We start from the raw sequence: 18,078 nt of genomic DNA, 5'->3' as shown, positions 1-18,078 counted from the left end.
TTACTGTGACGGAGGTTGGATAGTGCAAGGTGGCGTTTTGGTTGGTTCGGATGTCATGGCATACACCAGCCGTGTCCTGGTCAACGGAGTTGTCCGTCCGCACCTTTCGTGGTCGGTTGACCGCGACCTGGTAGGGGACCTTCCCGAGCAGGTTGTCGCAGCCGGCGGTGTCGCGCAGGCTTCGGGCAGCATCGTGTGGGCTTCGGATGAGGATGTCTCTGATGGTGGCCGCAACCCGTGGAACCCGTCCACCGGGTGGATCCCGGCTGAGGGCGACAAGGTGCAGATCTTCGCCGGCGACGGGACCAGTGAGTGGTCGCAGTTCGTCGGTGTCATCGACTCGTCCACCGGGGATATCGGTGGCGGGTTCCAGTCGAAGATTGTTGACCGGATCGATGATTTCTCCCGCAAGGTGCGCCTGCCAGCTTTGGTGGATGTCATGCCGCCGGTCGAGGGGCAGACTGCGTTCCGCCGGTTCCGTCTGTCCCGCGCTTCTACGTCACGACGGCGATGCGCCGGGCCGGGTTCAACGTCGTCGCCCCGGCAGAGGTCGGGTGTGTGGTTGACCTCCCGGCCGTTGGTTCGCTGTGGCCGCTGGTGGGCGAACTGATTCGCTGCGCCCGCGGCACTGACGCGGCCCTGTCGCCGCTGTGGCCTGACGGGATCCACGTAGCCGACGCGAACGCCGCCTACCGGCCAGCCAGCCCCCGCGCCGGTGACAAGCCGGTGCAGCTGACCTTGAACATCGCCCCGGAGCATTCCGGGACCGCGTCGGTGCAGGTCATCTATGGCGGGTCCAACGTAATCCTGCGGGCCACCGCAACCCACGTGTTGTTCTTGATCGGCGGGGTCGGCACCTTGTGCTCGGTGCCGTGGACCGGCGGGGTGATCGCCCAAGCCCTATTCGTCAACGGTTCAGTGACTCTCCGCACGAGCGCGGGGCAGACTGCCACCGGCGCCGGCGCCTGGACGAACAGCACGCTTATGTCTGAGGTACGTCTTGTCGCCGACCCGGGAAGCCGGGTCAACGGCGTGCAAGTTTCCCACCCGACCCAGCCTTGGCACGACTTCGCCTCGCTCAACTTCACCCCGACTGCGAAGATCACCACCGGAACCATGCACGACACGCTCATGGCTGGCCCCGCCACGGCGGACCAGTCCGCCGCGGACCTGCTTAGCGAAGTGGGACAGTGCCTTTTGTGGCCGTTCTGGATCGACGAAACCGGTGTAGCCAAGGCGATCCAGTCTGACGCGCTCCGCGGGCAGGCCTCGGTGCAAACTGTCACGACGCTGGATGACATTAGTCCCTGTCGTGGCGCAAGGACCTGCTCGGGGCTCGCTCGGAAATCATCACCAGCTACGACACCTGGACGATCAACCGCTCCACCACCTATTCGGTGGAGCTCTGGTCTTCCTCCGAATCGGTGGTCATGTCCTCGGCCGGGGAACACGTGTCCTTGATCGAGGAACCTGATGGGGAAGCGTGGCTTGAAGTTGACGAACAGCTGACCGTCCCTGGGTGAACTCGCTGGCCGACGCGAACCGGGGCATTGGCAGTATCGCTGGAGGCATCTACACGGACGGGACCACCGAGGAATGGGCGACCCTGCCTTCCGCGAAGAAACTGGACGTGGCCTTGCTGAAGATCTCCGATGGGCGCGTGGAAGCTCAAGCACACCGCCGGCACGCTGGCCGCCGGCAACCAGGTGGAGCTTCGCACTTGGTCCTCCACGTTCACCCGGCCGTACTGAGCTGTGGCCGTAACCAGTGGGACAAACAGCTACCGGTGCTGCGAGGCAAGGGCAAGGCGGTGCGGACGAACAAGACCCGCACCCCGACCATTGTTGGGAACATCGGGCCGATCCTTGAACACGACTGCAAGCATTGGGGGCACCGGCCACCTGGATAACAACGAGACCCGGGTCGTGGACGCGGTGACCGACTTCATCAGCACCCAGGTCGTCACGCCACAACCGGTCATCACCGGCATGCGGCTGGGCTTCGACCCGCGCCGACAGTTAGGCGACGTGATCACCGTCCAATCACACACGCTGATGGGTGTGGAGCTGAAATGCCTAATCGTCGGCCTGAACACCAGCGCTGGGGGATCGTTTGACCAGGAAGTAGCGGTGCGCGTCATCAAGGCAACTTCGACGTTCACCACCTACGCGGACTTCGCCGCCGCGTGGGGCCCGACCGCTGATTACAACTCGTTCGCCGCCGCCTGGAACGTAGTGAGCACGTACAAAGATTTCGACGATACTCCTCGAAGGGGGACGGATTGAGTTTCAACGACACGCACGAATTCACGTCGCGGGGTATCCCATACCCTAAAGACGTCGCTCTTATCGCGAACAAGTCCAGCCCGGAAAGCATCCGGTACGACCTTGAAATGCAGGCGAAGGTCACCGATCAGGAACTGGTCAAGTTGCAGGAGGACACGGACAAGAAGGTCTCCTCAGACGATGCCAGGCTCCCATACTTCGTGACTAACGATGCCTTCATGCTGGTGGCTCATGACCGGCGAAACCGCGCCACTGATCTGGCGTTGGACTGGACCGGCCAGTTTGACGAGTTCGTGGTGCGCCGGCTGGCCGCTCGAATGAAGGCCTACCTTGAGGTGAGCGACGGGGCGGGCCTGCCTACCGACCGGATGCTGGTCGATGGGGTGCTGGTGCCGGTGAATACCGACATGCGTTCTTCCACCATCTGGGGGTCCTCGTCCTCTCAGTTCATTGCTTCGGCGCTCGGGGCGGAATTCTCCGTTGTCGCGGTCAGCTTTGACGGGCAAGGCAAGAGCGCAGAACGGATCCAGCACACCGCGGCGCGCTCCGGTGCGGTCCCGGCCCTGCTGACCGTGACCGGCGGGCAGATTCCTGCGTCGGGGGCGGTCACCGTCACCGCTTCGAACATGACGACCGCGCTTGCTCTGAAACCGTTCAGTGGAACACTTCACGGGGTGCCGGGCACCTTGTCGGCGACGAATACGGCAATGACGTTCACCCGGACCGGCAGCGGTACGGCGGTTACCGTACCGAATGGAACGCCGTTCATCTCCGATCTCGGGACCGCCTACCGCCAGTACAGCACACACCTGTGGGCGGGCAAGAACAACTGGTCCGACAGCGGCGGGGCGGCACTGGTCATTGACTACACCAAGAAGATGTTCGCCTGGCTGAGCCCGCAAACGAAACGGTCCATGGTGTGGGGTCACTTCGTGGACTCAGATCAGACGGCGGGCAACGCCCAACACACCTTTGTGGCCACAGTCAACGCTGCACTGAAAATGTTCTTTGGCGACCTGTTCTTCGATGTCCAGACCTACATCGCTTCTCCACAGCTATGGGCTGATGCCGGAATCAGCCCGACCTCGGCGGACCTCACGGCACAAGCCAATCGCATCAAACCACCATCGGTCTCGCAAGATGCCGGCCATTTCAACGACGCGGGAAACCTTGCGGTGGCCAAGGCAGCCATGCGGCACATGCGGACCGTGCTGGGCTGGTACTAGAAAGGAAGAACCCATATGGCCAATCAGGGACTGGCATTGAAAGTTGACGGGCTGAGCAGCCCACCGGCCAACACCCCGGTCGTTCCGGGGAGGATCCTCTATAAGGATTCGTTCACCGGTGACACAGCCAGTGTCATCGGCCGCCAAACCGACGCCTCGGTGGCTGCCCAGCGCGCCACCTGGGTAGGCACCGAGAACGGATTCGCAACAGCCTCCGGCAAACTGGTGAAGGGGTCCCTTGCGGCCACGTCATCGGCGTTGCTCGCGACGACCGCCGCGGCCGTGGCTGTGACGATCAAGCTGAACAAACGGCCAACTACCTCCGGGTTCTATCTGGATGTTCTGCGTGGCACGGTGACCGGTGCACCGCCAAGCTACCGTCTGGAAATCACCGATGCAACGTGCCGACTGATGAAACGCTTCGCCGGCGCGCATACCTACCTTTCCGGGTCGGTGAGCATCAAGCCCGGCGACGTGATCAGTGTGCGCTGCATCGAGGGCGAAGTGACCTTGGTGGTCAACGGGCTGGTCCTTGCTTCCGTGATGGACTCTGATGTGACGTCGGGGAACTACGCGGGAATCGCGAGCACTGGGACGGTCGCCGGGTTCGAGATCGATTGGTTGCAAGTCGAAACGTTCTAGGAGACCGTATGGATCAGATCCCTTGGGCGGCGATAGGTGCGCCTGCTGATTGGAGGTGGGCGTGATGCCTACGCATGTTTTCAAACCGACACGTAACCCGCCGCGCTGGTGGGACAGATTGTTGGTTCACCCGTTGGATATGACTGTGGCCGTGGTCGCTGTCCTGTTCGGTGTGCTGGTGGTTTTGTCGTTGTTTGTGCCGGAGTTCATTCCGTCGAAGAGCATGGACAAGATGCCGTGGCCGATTGTGATCCTTGTTTCGGGGTTCCTCGGCACAGGGGGAATGATGTCGCTGATTGGGTTGAACTGGTGGGGTGACAACGTGTCTACCGGGTGGGCTGTTGAGCAGTTCGGCTGGTGGTTCACCGCCGGCGGATTCGCCACCTACGCTCTGTCTGTGTCGTGGCATTACCCTGGCTCGTTGTTCTCGTGGGGTGTTCCCCTTGCCCTCGGCATCGGCTCACTGATCCGTGCGATCTCCATCATCATGATCGAACGGTCCGTGCGTGCCACCCTGAAGGAAGTTGAGGAACACAACCATGGGTGAAGCCTCAATCGTTGCAATCATCATTGCTGTGCTGGGGATAGCAGGCGGCGGCGGCTATTGGGGTTATAAGCAATTCAAACGTGAAGCACCCGTGAAGAAACGGGATGCTGATATTGCGGTGGCTGAGAAGTCGCAGCAGATGGCGCTGGCTGTAGCGGAAGAATCACGCAAGGACGTTGAGCGGTTGCGTGAAGATGTTACCTATGAGCGTGAGGAACGGCAGAAGCTCGCAGGCAGGGTGGACTCATTAGAGACGCAGGTTCGGGAGGCTAACCGCACCATCCAGGCGCTTCGTGAAGGGCTTCGGATCTTTCATGCTGCATGGGATGACCTGACGCATCGTTGGGCGCATTACCGGCAGTCTGAGCATCCGCCAGCGCGCCCGAACATCACCATCGACTGACCGCCGTAAGCGGTCATAACTTTTGCCCCGTCACAGTCCTTGTGGCGGGGCTTCGTCATACCCACCGAAAGGGCTGGCCCATGCGCGAGCAGCTGGTCAAACACAAGGACAAGATTTACGACGGCACCAACGGGTGCACGTCGATCACGGTCCACGAAACCGCGAACACGTCCAAGGGCGCCGACGCCCAGGCACACGCGGACCTGCAAACGTCGGGCAACGTCCGGCAAGCGTCCTGGCATATCACCGTGGACGACACCGAAGCGATCCGCTCTTACCCGGACACGGCCCAGTGCTGGCACGGCGGCACCCGCGAAGCTGCGGAGTCATCCATCGCGGTGGAGATCTGCGTCAACTCGGACGGCGACTACGACCAGGCATTCGAGAACGCAGCCAAGGTCGTCCGGGATCTGCGCCGCCAGCACGGCATCGGCCGCTCGAAGGTGTACGACCACGCGCACTGGACTGGGAAGGACTGCCCGTCGAAGATGCGCGCTGCGGGCCGCTGGAATGAATTCCTCGACCTCACCGACCCCAACCAGAAGGAGAACCCGGAGGGAATGATCAGCCCATTCGAAGGCCGGCTTACCGGCCATCATAACGACCGCGGCGGCTACCCCGGGCATAAGGGCTTGGACATTGCCCCGCCGAAGCCGGGTCAGGTCGGCATGCCCGTCTACGCGGCGTTCGCCGGTACGTGGCAGGAGATCGTCCGCAACGCCAAGCCTGGAAACAAGTCCTCAACCTGGGCACAGCGCCGCACTGGCAACGGTGGCTTGATCTCCAACCCGGACGGCGAGGGTAACGGCTACAACCACATGCGCCCGCTGGATCACTTCAAGGTGGGGGACAAGGTTGTCGCGGGGCAGCTGCTCGGCTACAACGACCGCTCTGGCACCCAGACCGGCCCGCACCTGCACTTCGAACTGTGGGCGGACTGGCGCAATTCCAATTCTGATTACGCGCCGGAGCTCGCGTTCGAGAAGTTCAAGATCAAGATCGGCTCAGCTCCGGAGCGTACGAGCACCGCCCCGGTGAAGCCCTCCGGCGGCGGCTCCAAGCCTGCGGCCAAGCCGAGCGTGCCGGCAGATGTGAAGAAGAAGCTCAAGGCCATGGGCTACAAGAACCCTGACGCCGGCGACGTAGAGAAGTACCAAGCATGGCACGGACTCGTCCCAGACGGCGACTGGGGGTCCAAGACCGAGGCGAAGTACCAGGAAGTCGTCCGCGCCCAGAACGCCACCAAGAAAATGCTCGGCGTCCCTGACAACTGGGCCTCCGACGGCTACTGGGGTGCCACCTCGAAGAAGTGGGCCGGCTACACCTCCGGCCGCAACGGGTGGAACAACCCGCACGGCTACCTCACCAAGAAGTACATCAACAACCTCAAGAAAGTGAAGGCCTGGTAATCATGGCAAAGCACATTGCAACCGGCGTCCCGACTCAGGTGGCGCATCCATGGCAAGCGACCGCCCGCACAGCTGTGGCTTACCTTCTCGCAGCGATTGCGTTCCTTGCGGCTGCCCTGCCGATCCTGCAAGAGGTAATGGGCGACTACCTGCCTGAATCGTGGGCGGCGTGGCTCACCGCTGCGGTAGCGTTCCTCGTTGCCCTTGCACTCTGATCACCCGGCTCATGGCGCTGGCCAACGCGCAGGGCTTCCTTGCGAAGATCGGTCTCGGCACCGGCGTCGAAAAAGAACCGTTGCCGATTGACGTTGTGATCGACTCGGACGGCACCAGCGAATAAACAGAACCGCCCCACCCTCATTACGAGGGTGGGGCGGTTCTCGTGGTTAAGGGAGACTATTTGCGGTCTCGCTTGAAAGATGCGACTCGATACGAGTTTCCAGCTGCTTCAAGCAAGTTTTTCCTCGCTTGTTCAGTAGCGTCCACTCTCTCGTCGACCATGTCGAGTTTATCGATGACGGTTTGCGATGAGAACGGGTCGACTTGAGGGAGACCTCGTGGAAGATGGCGCGCGACGAGATTAACGTCGAACATGGCCTTGCAGATTTCGAGGATGGCGTCTTCTAGGTCCTGTGCCTTGGCCAGAATGACCAAGCCAGATTTCCGGCCGAGTGAATTGCAGTTTCCGTTGAGGGCGCTCATTATTTCGCGGACTCGATAGTTGGTGCTGTAGGCGCGCATGCGGTAGTCGATAGCTTCTTGACTTGGGTTTTCGTACAAGGTCCGGTGCTGGGGATCTCGTAGTGCTGAGACCGCATCACCGTATTCCATGACGGCAACGGCGAGACCTTCAAGTTGCCCAACCAGTAGCCGTCGTTCAGAAAGTATGGTGCCAAGACGCTGCAAGCCAGCACCAATGAATACCGCGGCGATCGCGATCAACGCTGGGATGACGATGGCCAGTGAATCCATGAGTAAATCGACACCCGAAAATGAGCTGATCAAACTCGGGTCTGCGCAGTGACAAGGCGGCGCTGTGCCATCTAATTGTGATGGGATCATAGCGAGTTACCGGCTGGAGGCTCTTCCGAACCATATCGACCAGACCACTCGCGTTCGGATTTCATGATCTGCATTTTCGTGCGGAAGTTAAGGTGCATGATGAGACCAACGATTCCAAAGAGGACACCAAAGGGAAGGGCGCCGAGCAAGAACGCGGCTTGGACATACATTTGTGTAGTGATGTTCATGAGCATGGATAGCAAAAGGATGAGCAATCCGCCGCCGAGCAGCCAGCCAGCAATTTTGAGTAGGGTCATTCCTGGTGACTTGATGTCGTCCATGGATCCTCCGGTGAGACTGTGGCACAGCGGCCGCAAGTGAGATGAATGGTTCTTACACTACCGGCGACCGGCGGAATGCTAGTAAATGATGCGGCATAAACGCCGTTGGGGTTTACGACAAAGGACATTAGTCGTTTGGCATAAACCCCAATCGCTCATTACCCGCTACTTTCCGGCGAAGTCGAGTCATCTACAGCCCATTTTGGCACAACCCGAATCTTGCGTTGAACCCCGTGCGCCGTACGCCCCTCCGGCCCCGAGATCTCGATCCGCGACACCAAGTCACGCACCACCTGCTGCCGTGTCGCCGTCGGCATCTCCGACCACAGCTCCAGCAGCACCGGATCCACCGTCACGGGAGCCTGCCTGAACCGCAGCTTCTCGTCCTCCAGCTGCGCATTCAGCCGGTCCACGACGGCCAGCTGCTCGTCCCGCAGGCGCCGATACGATTCCTCCGGGATCAGGTCATCCATGAACTTCCGCCCCAGCGAGTCCAGCCGGTCATTGGCTTTCATCAGCGCTCGCCGGAGGGTGGCTTGGGCGTCGGTGGTGGGTGCGGCCGCGGCGTTGTGCTTGTGCTCGGCGGCCAGGGCGTTGATCTTGGGGATGTACTCTTTCAGCCATTCCATGAAGGCGGCTTCGACTTTGGCTTCAATGATGGACCCGCCGCGGTGCAGGCCCAGCCCGTTGACGCCGGAGCATTTGAGGTTCAGGCCTCCGCTTTGGGTGCGGCCGGTGATGTGGAAGGTGTACCCGCAAACTTGGCAGATGCAGTGGGCGGAGAAAGCCGAGGTGCTCTTGCTGGACTGCCGCACGCCTGCCCGCCTCCGCTGATTGCGCAGCGTTTGGTAGGTCTCCCATTCTTCCAAGCTGATCAGCGGCTGGTGGATGCCCTGGTGCAGCTCGTCGTGGTAGCGGATGAACCCGGCCGCGAAGGGTGAGTCCATCAGGTAGATCACGGAGGTGCGTTGCCAGATGCCGGTGCGGCTCCGGTGCTTGTGCGGCACCTCGGCCACGCCTCGCAGGTACAAGGTGATCTGGTGGAAGGATTCCCCACGGATGAACCGCAGGTAGCACTCGCGCAGGATCGGCCCGTTCACGGGGTGTGGGATGTAGCCGGTGGCTCGGTCGTATTCGTAGCCGAACCTGGGCAGCCCGTTGGCGGGTAGTCCTCTGGCCACGCGTCGCGCCTGTGCTTCCTTCCAGGTGTCGCCGATGCGTTCCGACTCGAAGGCCGCGAACTCGGCCAGCATGCCGCGCGCGAAGCGTCCGGTGGAGGTCGTGACGTCCACCTGCTCGGTTGCGGACTCGATGCGGCCGCCGGCCACCTCGACCTTGTCCACGGCGATGGCCCAGTCCTTGCGCGAGCGGGACAGGCGAGACCACTTCCACAGCACGATGACATCAGCGTCCCGGTTCTCGATCATCGCCAGGACACGCTGCACGGCTGGCCGGTTCCAGGTTCGTCCGGAGATGCCCGGGTCTGCCTCGACGCCGATCACCTCGTAGCCCTGCTGGGCGGCGTACCGGCGCCCCGCGTCCTCCTGCAGCTCCAGACTGATGGAGTCCTCGCGGGCCACAGACTGGCGAAGGTAAAGGATCGCCCTCGGTTTTATCTTCGGGTTCATTGTGGAAACTCCTGTGTATATCGCTCATATCTTCTAGTCTCCGGGCGCGACAATGCTGGGAAAGAAGTACTTGCGAGATGTGGATAAGCCGCTAAGCGACGTGCTCAGACACGGGCCAGAGTTGCTGGATCTGGTCGCCGTCCAGCGTCTGCAGGCGGTCGATCACGACCTCGGGCAACACGTCCAGCTCCTCAGCCATGTCCTCCGGGCAGCGAGCCCAGCCGGCCACGCGCTGAAGGTCTTCGAAGCTGATCAGGAACCGCGCAGCCTCCAGACAGATTTGCCGTTCAATAGCCGGCGGCTGGCATCCCTGGTGGCCGTGCTTGATGTGGAAGGCCTCATGGGCGAGGAAGCAGCGCCGCTCCGCTGTGGTGAGTGCTGGGTCCAACCAGATGCGTCGACCGTCCGTCGCGGCCACCAAATCTGGGTGAGGTCGATTCCAAATAATTACTACCTGCGCGAGCGTGCACAGCATGTTCCAAACATTCTGCATGAATAGAACATATGTTCGAACTAATGTGTGAAGTTAATGTGACTCCGCAGAACTCAAACTGTCGGGACCTGCTGCTATGCGAAATGCCTTTTCAGTGGATCGATCCTATGGGGCTTGATCCAATCCTTGGGCTGTCTGTTGTGGTGATAAAGATGGATAGCCATAGTGTCATTGGTCGAATCCAGAATCTTGAAAACGTGAGGCAGGGCGAGAGAATATGTGGATACCAGCTGGCCGAGCATCGCTGGGCCTTTGATCTTGGCGTTTTTGTGGCCCAACCAGTGGATCCTATTCTCGTACAACGCTTGCCGCTCTTTGTCGTTGGTGAGCTGCGCGCCATCCTTGGTAATAAGGCAGTCGTAGGAGTGGCGAGCCATTGCATGGATCAAAGGGATATCTTCCATGCCTTCACTGAATACCTGGCCTGACCAGTCAAAGGTATGCATGGGATAAAGCGCTCGCAGGGGCGGGAGAAGCATAGGTGTTTCGTTCTCATCGAGCAGAAAACGCATTAGGCACCCCGCTTCTGCTGTGCGACGTAGGCCGAGAAATCGAGGGCATCACGAGCTCCGTCGACCGTGACGGAGGGGTAGAAATGCACGATATGTTCAGGGCTGTAAAAACCTCCATCAAGGAGGTCTGAGATCGCATCGAATGGCACTCTAGTTCCAACAACAGTTGGCCAGCCACCCATGCGCCGAGGATTGATCTCAAGATTGGGACGAGGCCGCCTGAAATCTACTACGTCAGTTCCGTTGAAATTCCTGAATGGTTCGAAAATCTGAGCCATCGTAAATGCTTCACGCTGCCCCTTGCGCCTAACCAAGTCGATGACTTCGTTACCGTCGTCAACAACGATGGTTTTACCATCTGACCCAAAGTGGTAAGCAGACGGATGGTCGAATAACTTGAACTCGTCGAGGCTATCCAGTGCGCGACGTAGCTTCTGAAGTGAAACCTTAGACCGCAGGAATGCGAAAGCCCGAAGCGCAATAACGTCACGGAACGAATATCGAATCGGATTCCGACTAATCTCCGGCAGGAGGATTCCGCGCGTCCGCCAAGCAGCAAGCTGGTACGGCGTAACGCCAGTTAGGGCGCTAGTGATGTCTTCCGGGAAACTCATGTCTCTTCTTTCACCTCCTCCCGTACTCACGACTAGTGTGGCACGGTTAGTGGCGGTTTAGTGTCTTTTGACGATTTGAAACAGCTACTAGCGATCGGTGCTATTCGGTGTTGTCACGCTCGCCGGTTTGCTCGTCGAGCTGTTCGCGCCTGGTCTTCACCTTCGGATGCGCTGCCAGCTGCTCTATCGGCGGGGCTGGGTATTTCTCGGCTTCGGCGCCGTGGAATTCGATGATACTGTCGTCCGGCCCGGTCTTCTGTCCAGGGCCAGCGTCACTCGCGGGCGCCACCGCTCGGAGGTGGCGCGCTGCACCGCTGCTGGATGGAGCGCCTGTGTCTGGATAGTTACTTGCTTCGTCACTGCCTTGACCTTTCGACCGAGACAACCGCGCTGCGAGCTCCATGAGAATCTGCTGATCCGATGCCGTGCTGAGGCTGTTCTCGGGAGGTAGGGCCTCCACGGGAACACCCAAAGCCTGGGCGCTGACGGTCAGGATTTCGATGGGGCTGACTCCAAGCGCCTTGGCAAGTCCGTTCACGGTCTTTCGTTGAGGCGTTTGGTCCATGTGTTCGCGGGTGTCATTGATGAGGTTGTACACGGTCTGGCGTGAGAGTCCTGTGCGGCGGATCAGTTCGGAAACCGTCCATCCGTGGTCGTCTAACTTGCGCTGTAGGTAGCGCCCTAACTCGTGCATGTCTCCACCTTCGGTCGCGAGCAAGCATTGTGTCCATCGAGGGTAGACGGGCAGTGTCTACCACGTTAAAGATAGTTCACCCTTGCCAATGTCAACCAAATGGAATCGCGCAAGTGAGATATAGCGAGCAATCTAAGGGAAGTTAGCGAATCGTTTGGTTGACATTGTGTCTACCAACTATGTACAGTAATTCCTATCAAGGTTGACAACTAAAAGGTGAGTGATGAATGATGATGGCAACGCATAAGCGTCGAGCGCTAGCAAAGGGGAAGTGGATGAAACTGCGTGATCCGGCGATTCTCAAAGCCTTCATCAGCGCCAAGCCAGATATGAACCAGTCGAAGCTCGCAACGTACGTTGGCTGTGAGCGGCAGTTCATCAGCGCACTTTTGAACCCGAATGACCGGAGAAAGGGGTGCACTCCCAAATTGGCGGAGGCGATCGAGGATGTCCTGGGAGCGCCGAGGGGAACTATTTTTATGCCCGGAGTTTCCATTGAAGTAGTGCAAAATGAACCAACTAAAAGTGCACCCGCGAGGCGGGCCGGAAAGCTGAGGGTGGCATGAGTGTCAGCGAAGCCAAGGCAGACCTGCAAGCCCAGCTCAACTCCCAGGCGCTCGCCGATCAGGTAACCGTCTCCCGCGAGTACGTGGAGCGGGTGCTGAAGTACGTAGACGACATCGAAGTGTGGTTCGCCGACTTCGAGGCGAAGGTTGGTGGCCGGTAATGAGCAACGACCTTGGGCTGAAGTGCGACCAGGCGCGAGTAGCCGTGGCGACGGCACGTCATAACGCGATCGAGGCTAGGGGAGTTGCTGATCTGGCTGCACGAGACGTCGCCGACCGACTGGTCCGCGATAACCGGTATGACCCGCTTGACCTAGCTGTCTACAAAGCGGCGAAAGAGAAGGCGGACGAAGCGCAGATCGCGTTCGCCCAGGCCTCGGCAGCGTACGGCTTGGCATTCCAGGAATGGGAGGAAAGCGTGAGCCTCGGCGGAGAAATCATCCGCACGGAGGAAGCTGCAGAAAACGAAAAGCCCCCAGCAGGTGCGACTGCTGAGGGCGACGAAACCAAAACAAACCAGTAAGAAAGGTGTGATTTCAATGCCTAGTGTATCGAACCCACAAAATAACTTCACGACCACCCAGCCAACCACCCGCCACACCATGGAGTCCTGCCTCGCAGCAGCCGGCCGAACCATCGCCGAATACGCACTCCAGCGCGAAGCCACCCAGGCGGTAGCAGCATGAGCGACATCATCACCGCCGTGCTCGACGGTGCAGCAGTGCCGCTGGCATTCACCGCGAACTGGCTGGCCATCGAGGGCATCACCTTGGTCCGCGGCCTGCGCCGCCGGAACCTCGCCACGGCGAAGGCTGCCGAGGCTCAGGTCGAGGCCATGGAGGCCATGGCGCGTTCGGCCAACGAGATCGGCCGCAAGCTCGCTTCCGGCGATCCTTTCCAGACGGTGTTCGCCCAGGCAGCCGAAGATCATGCGGCTAACTGCACGAACCCGAACTGCCCGATCCGTCCAACTAGCTAAGGGGATTCCAGTGCCGAGAATCGAGGGCCGTGTGGTCATCAATCCGAAGGGTTCCGGCAGGCCGTCTGCGACGCTGCACGTGTCCTGGCTGGACTACCCGAAGTCGGACCGCACCAAGCAGGCCGTGGCCGCGGTGACGGTCTGGGCGAAGAACAAGTACCGCGGATGCAACGTGTTCGTGGAGGCTGGATCGCTGACGGATGCGGGAGAGCCGGGCGCCGGGCACATCCACGTGAACGGCATGGAGGTCGCCGACTTCTCGGCCGTGGCCATCCCTGCGCCGGTGCCGGCAGAGTCCCTATTTGGGGGTGGACTCTAATGAGCGCCGAGCAGATCTACCGCGCCAACTCGCGTCGCATGTGGGGCGCATGGCTCCCGGCCATCGCCGTCCTGGTTCTTGCACTGTACTTCGTCCTTCCGCTGCCGAACGGGCTTGGATTGCTGACCATGTTGTTATTCACGGCCACCTGTTTCGGTGCCGTTGTGGACTGGGCCAGTACCGAGCTGCGGGCACACCAGGCATTGCGCGCCGCCGCTGGCCACTAGCCAGCCCCCGGCCGGAGGCTCCGGCCAACCAATCATTCTTTCTTCTCACCTAGGGGTGTATTTCTTTGCCTAAATTCGTCGGCAGACTCGAAGTCTTGCCTATCAGCTCGTTGCACGAGAACGAGGACAACATCCGCGAGGACATGGGTGACCTTGAGTTCTTGGCCGAGCAGATCAAGCAGTTCGGCGTGCAGCAGCCGCTGACGGTTTACCCGCATCCGCAGATCGAGGACGACTACATCGTGCGTGACGGCAACCGCCGCTACCTTGCTTCGCTCAAGGCCCAGATCACGGAAGTCCCGTGCATCGTGAAGCCGGCCACCGACCGCGATCAGGTCGCGGACGTGGACATGGCCATGACCACTGGGCGGACTCACAAGCGCACCAGCGATGCCGAAGTCTCGCACGGCATCCAGCGGTACTTCGACCTTGGGCAGGACGTGACGACCATCGGCAAGAAGGCCAAGATGTCACGCAAGGAAGTTCTGACCCGTGCCAAGGTGGCCCAACGCAATGACGGGCTGTCCAAGGCCTACACCTCCGGTCGGTTGGGCCTGGACGCCGTGCAGCGCCTGCAGGACCTCGAAGACCAGTCCGGTGTCGCTGGCCTCTACGAGCGTTCGCTGGAACGCATCGAAGATATGCCGAACGGCGCCAGCGTCGAAACCGTCGAGCGTGTCATCGCTGAAACCGAAGCCTCGATCCGTCGAGACGAGCGCAAGGCGGAGCTTGAAGCGGCCGAGGCCATCGAGGGCAACTACGAGATGACTTACGGCAACGCGTGGGCCAAGGTCGAGGACGAGATGTCCGACCAGGAGCATGTGAAAGCTGGACACCGTTACTACTTCGCCTACCGAGACGCGGAGCCGACCTGGTACGCCAAGGAGAAGAAGGTCAAGCCTGAGCTGTCCGAAGCCGAGAAGCTGGAAAAGCAGACCCAGGCGAAGCTCAACAGCATGCTGTCCATCGTGTCCCGCACCCGCCGCGCGTTCATTACCGAAGCATTCCAAAGCACCAAGGCGGACGAGGCATTTGCCAAGCAAGCCATTGCCGAGCAGATCTTTGAAAACATCCGCTACGACGAGGATGGCCGTGAGGTACTCGGCGAAATCATCGGCTTGCCGGTTCCAGAGGTTGATGCCGAGAACCCCGGATCGGTGGAAGCGCGTGAGCAGTGGTCGGGGCGTGTCACGAACCATCTGAGCCGCTTCACTCTGGCCAACCTTGGCCGCATGCTCGCGTTCAGCAGCCTGATCAGAGCCGAAGAAGCCCTCGGCAAGCTCAAGGGCTTCGAACGATCGCAGTACGAAGGCAAGAACTTCCGGGGTGCGTGGATTCGCACCAGCGAGTACTACCTGTTCTTGATGGAGCAGCTTGGGTACGAGCTGGACCTGGACGAGGTCGAAGCAATGCAGTACTCCGCCGCCAAGGAGCCTCAGCGCAACCGAGAACTGGATTTGGTCGAGGTGCCAGATGATGCGTGCCAGTCCTGCGGTACGGAGCCGTTCGAGCCGACCGGTGCGACGATCTGCACCGGCTGCGCCGCGGCTGAAGGCGAGGACGACTAATGCCGTGGAATCAGGTTTCTGACGAGCTGGCGGTTCCGCCGGCCGGTGGCGCCGCGTCCCTGCGTCGCAACCGCTCGATCACCCTGGCCGACGTGGACCGCAACAAGAGCAGCTCGGTGCACCCTGCCGCGGCCGCACCTGCACCGCGCGTGATCGACCGCGGCCGCATGTACGACCCGTTCGAGCACGAGGACCCCGAGACGGTGGAGTGGCCGCGCGCCGTGGTCCGCTCTAGCCCGGGCTTGGCCGCGGGCGAGCAGGTATGGGGCGCCAAGATCTGGGACGCGCCCGGCCTGCCGGCACGCGACCACGCTGGGAAGCTACTCGCATTCAGCGGGCATGACCGAGACCAGGTGATCAAGGTCGCCGAGCAGCGGGTGAAGGAGTTGCGTTGGTCAAAACGCGGTCGGCTCCGCCTGGCGGGAACCCCGCCGGAGCAGGAGCCGATGTGCTGACCAGGAGTAGCGCGAGCACCGTCCGCCACCAGCCAGCCACGCACTCGGAGGTGATCGACTGGCGCGACATGGCTGCTTGCAAGGACTACAAGTTCGAGAAGGGCGAGCCTGACCCGTGGTTCCCGACCAGCGAGGCCCCGACCGCTGCGGTGGACGGCCAGCGCATCTGCGGAACCTGCCCGGTATTGCTCACCTGCAGGGACTACGCATTCACGGCGAATATCCAGCACGGCACCCTGGGCGGCATGACCGCCAAGGAACGCATCAACCAGGTCCGGCGCCAGAGAAGACCACGCCAAACCAAACCGAAGGGGAAGAAGCCATGCAGTTCGTAGTTGATATGCACTATTTCCGGGCCGCGTTGGCATCCGTCAAGACGCACGCGTCCAAGGACAAGAAAGACACACTTGGCCATTCGCTGACCTTATCGCTCCGCGACAACGGCGACTTGCTTGTCTTCGCAGAGAACGGTCTGACCATGGGCATGGCCCGGGTCTCGGTGGATCAGGACGAGTGGGATGGAGAGCTCGGAGAGTTCAGCCTGACACCGGACATAGCTTCAACGATCATTGCAGCGTTTACGCCGTCGAAAACGGACTGGGACGTACAGCTGGAAGTCATCGTGACTTTCACGGTGGAGCGCCAGCCCGAGGAAAAAGACATCCGCGTGGCAACGATCAACATTCGTCGCCTGGGCCAGCTTTTCGGCGGCGACTCATACCGCGTCTCCACGCCGGTGCAGGAACGCAAGGATCTGCAGAGAACGTGGAACACGCTGGCGCATTACGTGCAGTCGAGCTCGTCGAAGCTACCGCCGGTCGAATTCGATTCCAAGCGCCTGGCGGCGTTCAAAGCAGCCGAGACCGTCTACGGGGACGGCTGCACGCTCGCGTCGGCTGGCGGCGGCCAAATCTTGGTCATGGTCGGATCGCTGTTCATCGGCCTGATGCACGTCGTGAAGCTGGAGCTCGACGATTCCGCGAGCAAGGACTTCAAGGCCACCAAGCGGTCATGGATTGCCCACGTGCCCATGCACCTGGCCATCGTCAGCTGACCAGCCACCGTGAAACCTTGTTTCACAAAAAACAACCAAAAACCTTTGTGAAAGGAACGCATGGCCATCACCCAGATCGACCCGGACTGCCGGGCCGGCAAGCACACCATCTGCTACGGCAAGGCATGGGACGACGCACTCGACGAGCTCGGCGCCTGCCTGTGCGACTGCCACCAGGACCCGACCGAAGCCAGCCAAGCCACCGAGCAGGTCCGCGTCACCGTCTACACCCCGGACATCTCCTGCACCGCGTGCACGAACACCTTCCGGAAGCTCGACAAGGAAGGCATCACCTACCAGATCATCGTGGTGCCCGAGGCTCACGAGACCCTCCGCGACGAGCTGAAGGACAGAGCCGAGCTGCTCGGCGTTGCCGGCGGCTTCCCCTGCGTGGACATCTACGACCCGACCACCGAAGACGGCGACGTATGGTTCGGCTTCCGTCCCGACAAGATCGAAGCACTGAAAGCGAAGGTACAGCCATGAACGAGACCATCACCGTAAGAGACATCGGCGAAGACGGCGACCAGTGGCTGGTCACCGGCACCACCGACGCACACAGCGCAGACGAGGCAATCCGCCAGCACGTCGAAAACGTCACCGGCGAAACCATCGAAGCCCTGCTCGACGCCGACGACCTCGTGGAATTCACCTTCCACGAGAACCACTGGTGGGCATGGGGCAACCTCGACGAAAACGGCAACCCATGGGAACGCTCGCTCCTGTACGCAGCCGCCGACGTCTGCGACGACCACGCAGGATTCCACGGATACCTGGTGTCAGCATGAGCACCATCATCGAAGCTCGCCGCCTCAACGGCACCGACATCGGCAAAACCGTCGAATTCAGCGGCATCACCGGCGTGCTGAACCAGGTGGGACACACCACCGTAGTCACCGACGAAACGAAACTCTGCGACAAGTACAACGTCTACGAGCAAACCCAAATCGTCACCGCCACCGTTGGAGCACACAGCTACACGCTCCGACCCAGCCAAAAAATCACCATCACCGGCAAGCGCTCGCCGGAGGCCGGGCAGTGAGCGCCTGGTCGTGGCTGGTGCTGGGCGTTGGGCTCTGGGTATTCCAGGCACCGTTCACTGCAGCACTCTTGG

The 18,078-nt window shown here is 60.8% G+C and carries 30 protein-coding genes; 23 read left to right on the top strand and 7 right to left on the bottom strand.

Features of this window, described 5'->3' with window-relative positions:
* Nucleotides 1–55 precede the first annotated feature (55 nt).
* The 9 genes from ATC04_RS17815 (at nt 56) to ATC04_RS17775 (ending at nt 6,727) form a co-directional block, all read left to right on the top strand.
* On the top strand, nt 56–610 hold the full coding sequence (locus ATC04_RS17815) for a hypothetical protein (RefSeq protein WP_060617051.1): 555 nt from the start codon (nt 56–58) through the stop codon (nt 608–610).
* On the top strand, nt 559–1,461 hold the full coding sequence (locus tag ATC04_RS17810) for a hypothetical protein (protein WP_157359303.1): 903 nt from the start codon (nt 559–561) through the stop codon (nt 1,459–1,461). The genes ATC04_RS17815 and ATC04_RS17810 overlap by 52 nt, the downstream gene beginning before the upstream one ends.
* Nucleotides 1,462–1,865: 404 nt before the next feature.
* Nucleotides 1,866–2,285: a hypothetical protein gene (locus tag ATC04_RS17805; protein ID WP_060617049.1), complete on the top strand. Its 420-nt coding sequence runs from the start codon at nt 1,866–1,868 to the stop codon at nt 2,283–2,285.
* A complete protein-coding gene (locus ATC04_RS17800) occupies nt 2,282–3,511 on the top strand; it encodes a hypothetical protein (protein WP_060617047.1) in 1,230 nt (409 codons plus the stop codon). Before ATC04_RS17805 ends, ATC04_RS17800 begins: the two co-directional genes overlap by 4 nt.
* A gap of 15 nt (nt 3,512–3,526) precedes the next feature.
* Nucleotides 3,527–4,153, top strand: coding sequence for a hypothetical protein (locus ATC04_RS17795; protein WP_047117654.1), 627 nt, complete (start codon nt 3,527–3,529; stop codon nt 4,151–4,153).
* A 64-nt stretch (nt 4,154–4,217) separates the two neighbouring features.
* Nucleotides 4,218–4,700: a hypothetical protein gene (locus ATC04_RS17790; protein ID WP_152666712.1), complete on the top strand. Its 483-nt coding sequence runs from the start codon at nt 4,218–4,220 to the stop codon at nt 4,698–4,700.
* Nucleotides 4,693–5,103 carry a hypothetical protein gene (locus tag ATC04_RS17785; protein WP_047117656.1) on the top strand — a complete coding sequence of 137 codons (411 nt, stop codon included), beginning with the start codon at nt 4,693–4,695 and terminating at the stop codon, nt 5,101–5,103. Before ATC04_RS17790 ends, ATC04_RS17785 begins: the two co-directional genes overlap by 8 nt.
* Nucleotides 5,104–5,183: 80 nt before the next feature.
* Nucleotides 5,184–6,512, top strand: coding sequence for an N-acetylmuramoyl-L-alanine amidase (locus ATC04_RS17780; protein ID WP_052772148.1), 1,329 nt, complete (start codon nt 5,184–5,186; stop codon nt 6,510–6,512).
* Nucleotides 6,513–6,514: 2 nt separating this feature from the next.
* Nucleotides 6,515–6,727: a hypothetical protein gene (locus ATC04_RS17775; RefSeq protein WP_060617048.1), complete on the top strand. Its 213-nt coding sequence runs from the start codon at nt 6,515–6,517 to the stop codon at nt 6,725–6,727.
* 181 nt (nt 6,728–6,908) lie between these two features.
* Here the strand turns inward: ATC04_RS17775 and ATC04_RS17770 are convergent, their stop codons facing one another.
* From ATC04_RS17770 to ATC04_RS17740, 7 genes are all read right to left on the bottom strand, one after another.
* Nucleotides 6,909–7,484, bottom strand: a complete 576-nt coding sequence (locus ATC04_RS17770) for a hypothetical protein (protein WP_047117658.1) — start codon at nt 7,482–7,484, stop codon at nt 6,909–6,911.
* A gap of 86 nt (nt 7,485–7,570) precedes the next feature.
* Nucleotides 7,571–7,855, bottom strand: a complete 285-nt coding sequence (locus ATC04_RS17765) for a hypothetical protein (RefSeq protein ID WP_047117659.1) — start codon at nt 7,853–7,855, stop codon at nt 7,571–7,573.
* A 158-nt stretch (nt 7,856–8,013) separates the two neighbouring features.
* Nucleotides 8,014–9,483: a recombinase family protein gene (locus tag ATC04_RS17760; RefSeq protein ID WP_082123730.1), complete on the bottom strand. Its 1,470-nt coding sequence runs from the start codon at nt 9,481–9,483 to the stop codon at nt 8,014–8,016.
* 91 nt (nt 9,484–9,574) lie between these two features.
* Complete coding sequence (locus ATC04_RS17755; protein ID WP_052772156.1) at nt 9,575–9,958, bottom strand: ImmA/IrrE family metallo-endopeptidase; 384 nt, start codon at nt 9,956–9,958, stop codon at nt 9,575–9,577.
* 92 nt (nt 9,959–10,050) lie between these two features.
* Nucleotides 10,051–10,488: a hypothetical protein gene (locus tag ATC04_RS17750; protein WP_152666717.1), complete on the bottom strand. Its 438-nt coding sequence runs from the start codon at nt 10,486–10,488 to the stop codon at nt 10,051–10,053.
* Nucleotides 10,488–11,102: a DUF433 domain-containing protein gene (locus ATC04_RS17745; protein ID WP_047117714.1), complete on the bottom strand. Its 615-nt coding sequence runs from the start codon at nt 11,100–11,102 to the stop codon at nt 10,488–10,490. The genes ATC04_RS17750 and ATC04_RS17745 overlap by 1 nt, the downstream gene beginning before the upstream one ends.
* 100 nt (nt 11,103–11,202) lie before the next feature.
* A complete protein-coding gene (locus tag ATC04_RS17740) occupies nt 11,203–11,820 on the bottom strand; it encodes a helix-turn-helix transcriptional regulator (RefSeq protein ID WP_152666718.1) in 618 nt (205 codons plus the stop codon).
* A gap of 251 nt (nt 11,821–12,071) precedes the next feature.
* Here ATC04_RS17740 and ATC04_RS17735 point away from each other — a divergent pair, with 251 nt between their 5' ends.
* The 14 genes from ATC04_RS17735 (at nt 12,072) to ATC04_RS17680 (ending at nt 18,006) form a co-directional block, all read left to right on the top strand.
* Nucleotides 12,072–12,362 carry an XRE family transcriptional regulator gene (locus tag ATC04_RS17735; protein WP_152666719.1) on the top strand — a complete coding sequence of 97 codons (291 nt, stop codon included), beginning with the start codon at nt 12,072–12,074 and terminating at the stop codon, nt 12,360–12,362.
* The gene (locus tag ATC04_RS19555) at nt 12,359–12,523 is read left to right on the top strand and encodes a hypothetical protein (protein WP_157359267.1); all 165 of its coding nucleotides are present in this window, start codon (nt 12,359–12,361) and stop codon (nt 12,521–12,523) included. The genes ATC04_RS17735 and ATC04_RS19555 overlap by 4 nt, the downstream gene beginning before the upstream one ends.
* Complete coding sequence (locus ATC04_RS17730) at nt 12,523–12,885, top strand: hypothetical protein (RefSeq protein ID WP_047117716.1); 363 nt, start codon at nt 12,523–12,525, stop codon at nt 12,883–12,885. The genes ATC04_RS19555 and ATC04_RS17730 overlap by 1 nt, the downstream gene beginning before the upstream one ends.
* Nucleotides 12,886–12,901: 16 nt before the next feature.
* A complete protein-coding gene (locus ATC04_RS19550) occupies nt 12,902–13,048 on the top strand; it encodes a hypothetical protein (RefSeq protein ID WP_157359266.1) in 147 nt (48 codons plus the stop codon).
* Nucleotides 13,045–13,341, top strand: coding sequence for a hypothetical protein (locus ATC04_RS17725; RefSeq protein WP_047117717.1), 297 nt, complete (start codon nt 13,045–13,047; stop codon nt 13,339–13,341). The genes ATC04_RS19550 and ATC04_RS17725 overlap by 4 nt, the downstream gene beginning before the upstream one ends.
* A 10-nt stretch (nt 13,342–13,351) precedes the next feature.
* Nucleotides 13,352–13,660: a hypothetical protein gene (locus ATC04_RS17720; protein ID WP_152666720.1), complete on the top strand. Its 309-nt coding sequence runs from the start codon at nt 13,352–13,354 to the stop codon at nt 13,658–13,660.
* Nucleotides 13,660–13,887, top strand: coding sequence for a hypothetical protein (locus ATC04_RS17715; protein WP_047117719.1), 228 nt, complete (start codon nt 13,660–13,662; stop codon nt 13,885–13,887). Before ATC04_RS17720 ends, ATC04_RS17715 begins: the two co-directional genes overlap by 1 nt.
* A gap of 95 nt (nt 13,888–13,982) precedes the next feature.
* On the top strand, nt 13,983–15,455 hold the full coding sequence (locus ATC04_RS17710) for a ParB N-terminal domain-containing protein (protein ID WP_160309060.1): 1,473 nt from the start codon (nt 13,983–13,985) through the stop codon (nt 15,453–15,455).
* Nucleotides 15,455–15,910, top strand: coding sequence for a hypothetical protein (locus ATC04_RS17705; protein WP_047117721.1), 456 nt, complete (start codon nt 15,455–15,457; stop codon nt 15,908–15,910). The genes ATC04_RS17710 and ATC04_RS17705 overlap by 1 nt, the downstream gene beginning before the upstream one ends.
* Complete coding sequence (locus tag ATC04_RS17700; protein ID WP_052772158.1) at nt 15,904–16,245, top strand: WhiB family transcriptional regulator; 342 nt, start codon at nt 15,904–15,906, stop codon at nt 16,243–16,245. Before ATC04_RS17705 ends, ATC04_RS17700 begins: the two co-directional genes overlap by 7 nt.
* Nucleotides 16,233–16,964 (top strand): hypothetical protein, encoded by a 732-nt coding sequence (locus ATC04_RS17695; protein ID WP_047117722.1) that lies wholly within the window; start codon nt 16,233–16,235, stop codon nt 16,962–16,964. The genes ATC04_RS17700 and ATC04_RS17695 overlap by 13 nt, the downstream gene beginning before the upstream one ends.
* 60 nt (nt 16,965–17,024) lie before the next feature.
* On the top strand, nt 17,025–17,450 hold the full coding sequence (locus ATC04_RS17690) for a hypothetical protein (protein ID WP_047117723.1): 426 nt from the start codon (nt 17,025–17,027) through the stop codon (nt 17,448–17,450).
* Nucleotides 17,447–17,752: a hypothetical protein gene (locus tag ATC04_RS17685; protein WP_047117724.1), complete on the top strand. Its 306-nt coding sequence runs from the start codon at nt 17,447–17,449 to the stop codon at nt 17,750–17,752. Before ATC04_RS17690 ends, ATC04_RS17685 begins: the two co-directional genes overlap by 4 nt.
* Complete coding sequence (locus tag ATC04_RS17680) at nt 17,749–18,006, top strand: hypothetical protein (RefSeq protein ID WP_047117725.1); 258 nt, start codon at nt 17,749–17,751, stop codon at nt 18,004–18,006. Before ATC04_RS17685 ends, ATC04_RS17680 begins: the two co-directional genes overlap by 4 nt.
* Nucleotides 18,007–18,078 lie beyond the last annotated feature (72 nt).

Source organism: Arthrobacter sp. YC-RL1, from assembly GCF_001454985.1.
Lineage (GTDB): Bacteria > Actinomycetota > Actinomycetes > Actinomycetales > Micrococcaceae > Glutamicibacter > Glutamicibacter soli.
Note: the sequence above shows the minus strand (reverse complement) of the source record. Positions and strands in the feature narration are given on the sequence as shown.

What these genes read in the sequence shown, in the direction of transcription:
- ATC04_RS17815 (WP_060617051.1), top strand. Translation starts at nt 56, where the DNA reads ATGGCATACACCAGCCGTGTCCTGGTCAACGGAGTTGTCCGTCCGCAC.
- ATC04_RS17795 (WP_047117654.1), top strand. Translation starts at nt 3,527, where the DNA reads ATGGCCAATCAGGGACTGGCATTGAAAGTTGACGGGCTGAGCAGCCCA.
- ATC04_RS17790 (WP_152666712.1), top strand. Translation starts at nt 4,218, where the DNA reads ATGCCTACGCATGTTTTCAAACCGACACGTAACCCGCCGCGCTGGTGG.
- ATC04_RS17785 (WP_047117656.1), top strand. Translation starts at nt 4,693, where the DNA reads ATGGGTGAAGCCTCAATCGTTGCAATCATCATTGCTGTGCTGGGGATA.
- ATC04_RS17780 (WP_052772148.1), top strand. Translation starts at nt 5,184, where the DNA reads ATGCGCGAGCAGCTGGTCAAACACAAGGACAAGATTTACGACGGCACC.
- ATC04_RS17775 (WP_060617048.1), top strand. Translation starts at nt 6,515, where the DNA reads ATGGCAAAGCACATTGCAACCGGCGTCCCGACTCAGGTGGCGCATCCA.
- ATC04_RS17770 (WP_047117658.1), bottom strand. Translation starts at nt 7,484, where the DNA reads ATGGATTCACTGGCCATCGTCATCCCAGCGTTGATCGCGATCGCCGCG.
- ATC04_RS17765 (WP_047117659.1), bottom strand. Translation starts at nt 7,855, where the DNA reads ATGGACGACATCAAGTCACCAGGAATGACCCTACTCAAAATTGCTGGC.
- ATC04_RS17760 (WP_082123730.1), bottom strand. Translation starts at nt 9,483, where the DNA reads ATGAACCCGAAGATAAAACCGAGGGCGATCCTTTACCTTCGCCAGTCT.
- ATC04_RS17755 (WP_052772156.1), bottom strand. Translation starts at nt 9,958, where the DNA reads ATGCTGTGCACGCTCGCGCAGGTAGTAATTATTTGGAATCGACCTCAC.
- ATC04_RS17750 (WP_152666717.1), bottom strand. Translation starts at nt 10,488, where the DNA reads ATGCGTTTTCTGCTCGATGAGAACGAAACACCTATGCTTCTCCCGCCC.
- ATC04_RS17745 (WP_047117714.1), bottom strand. Translation starts at nt 11,102, where the DNA reads ATGAGTTTCCCGGAAGACATCACTAGCGCCCTAACTGGCGTTACGCCG.
- ATC04_RS17735 (WP_152666719.1), top strand. Translation starts at nt 12,072, where the DNA reads ATGAAACTGCGTGATCCGGCGATTCTCAAAGCCTTCATCAGCGCCAAG.
- ATC04_RS19555 (WP_157359267.1), top strand. Translation starts at nt 12,359, where the DNA reads ATGAGTGTCAGCGAAGCCAAGGCAGACCTGCAAGCCCAGCTCAACTCC.
- ATC04_RS17730 (WP_047117716.1), top strand. Translation starts at nt 12,523, where the DNA reads ATGAGCAACGACCTTGGGCTGAAGTGCGACCAGGCGCGAGTAGCCGTG.
- ATC04_RS19550 (WP_157359266.1), top strand. Translation starts at nt 12,902, where the DNA reads ATGCCTAGTGTATCGAACCCACAAAATAACTTCACGACCACCCAGCCA.
- ATC04_RS17725 (WP_047117717.1), top strand. Translation starts at nt 13,045, where the DNA reads ATGAGCGACATCATCACCGCCGTGCTCGACGGTGCAGCAGTGCCGCTG.
- ATC04_RS17715 (WP_047117719.1), top strand. Translation starts at nt 13,660, where the DNA reads ATGAGCGCCGAGCAGATCTACCGCGCCAACTCGCGTCGCATGTGGGGC.
- ATC04_RS17705 (WP_047117721.1), top strand. Translation starts at nt 15,455, where the DNA reads ATGCCGTGGAATCAGGTTTCTGACGAGCTGGCGGTTCCGCCGGCCGGT.
- ATC04_RS17695 (WP_047117722.1), top strand. Translation starts at nt 16,233, where the DNA reads ATGCAGTTCGTAGTTGATATGCACTATTTCCGGGCCGCGTTGGCATCC.
- ATC04_RS17690 (WP_047117723.1), top strand. Translation starts at nt 17,025, where the DNA reads ATGGCCATCACCCAGATCGACCCGGACTGCCGGGCCGGCAAGCACACC.
- ATC04_RS17685 (WP_047117724.1), top strand. Translation starts at nt 17,447, where the DNA reads ATGAACGAGACCATCACCGTAAGAGACATCGGCGAAGACGGCGACCAG.
- ATC04_RS17680 (WP_047117725.1), top strand. Translation starts at nt 17,749, where the DNA reads ATGAGCACCATCATCGAAGCTCGCCGCCTCAACGGCACCGACATCGGC.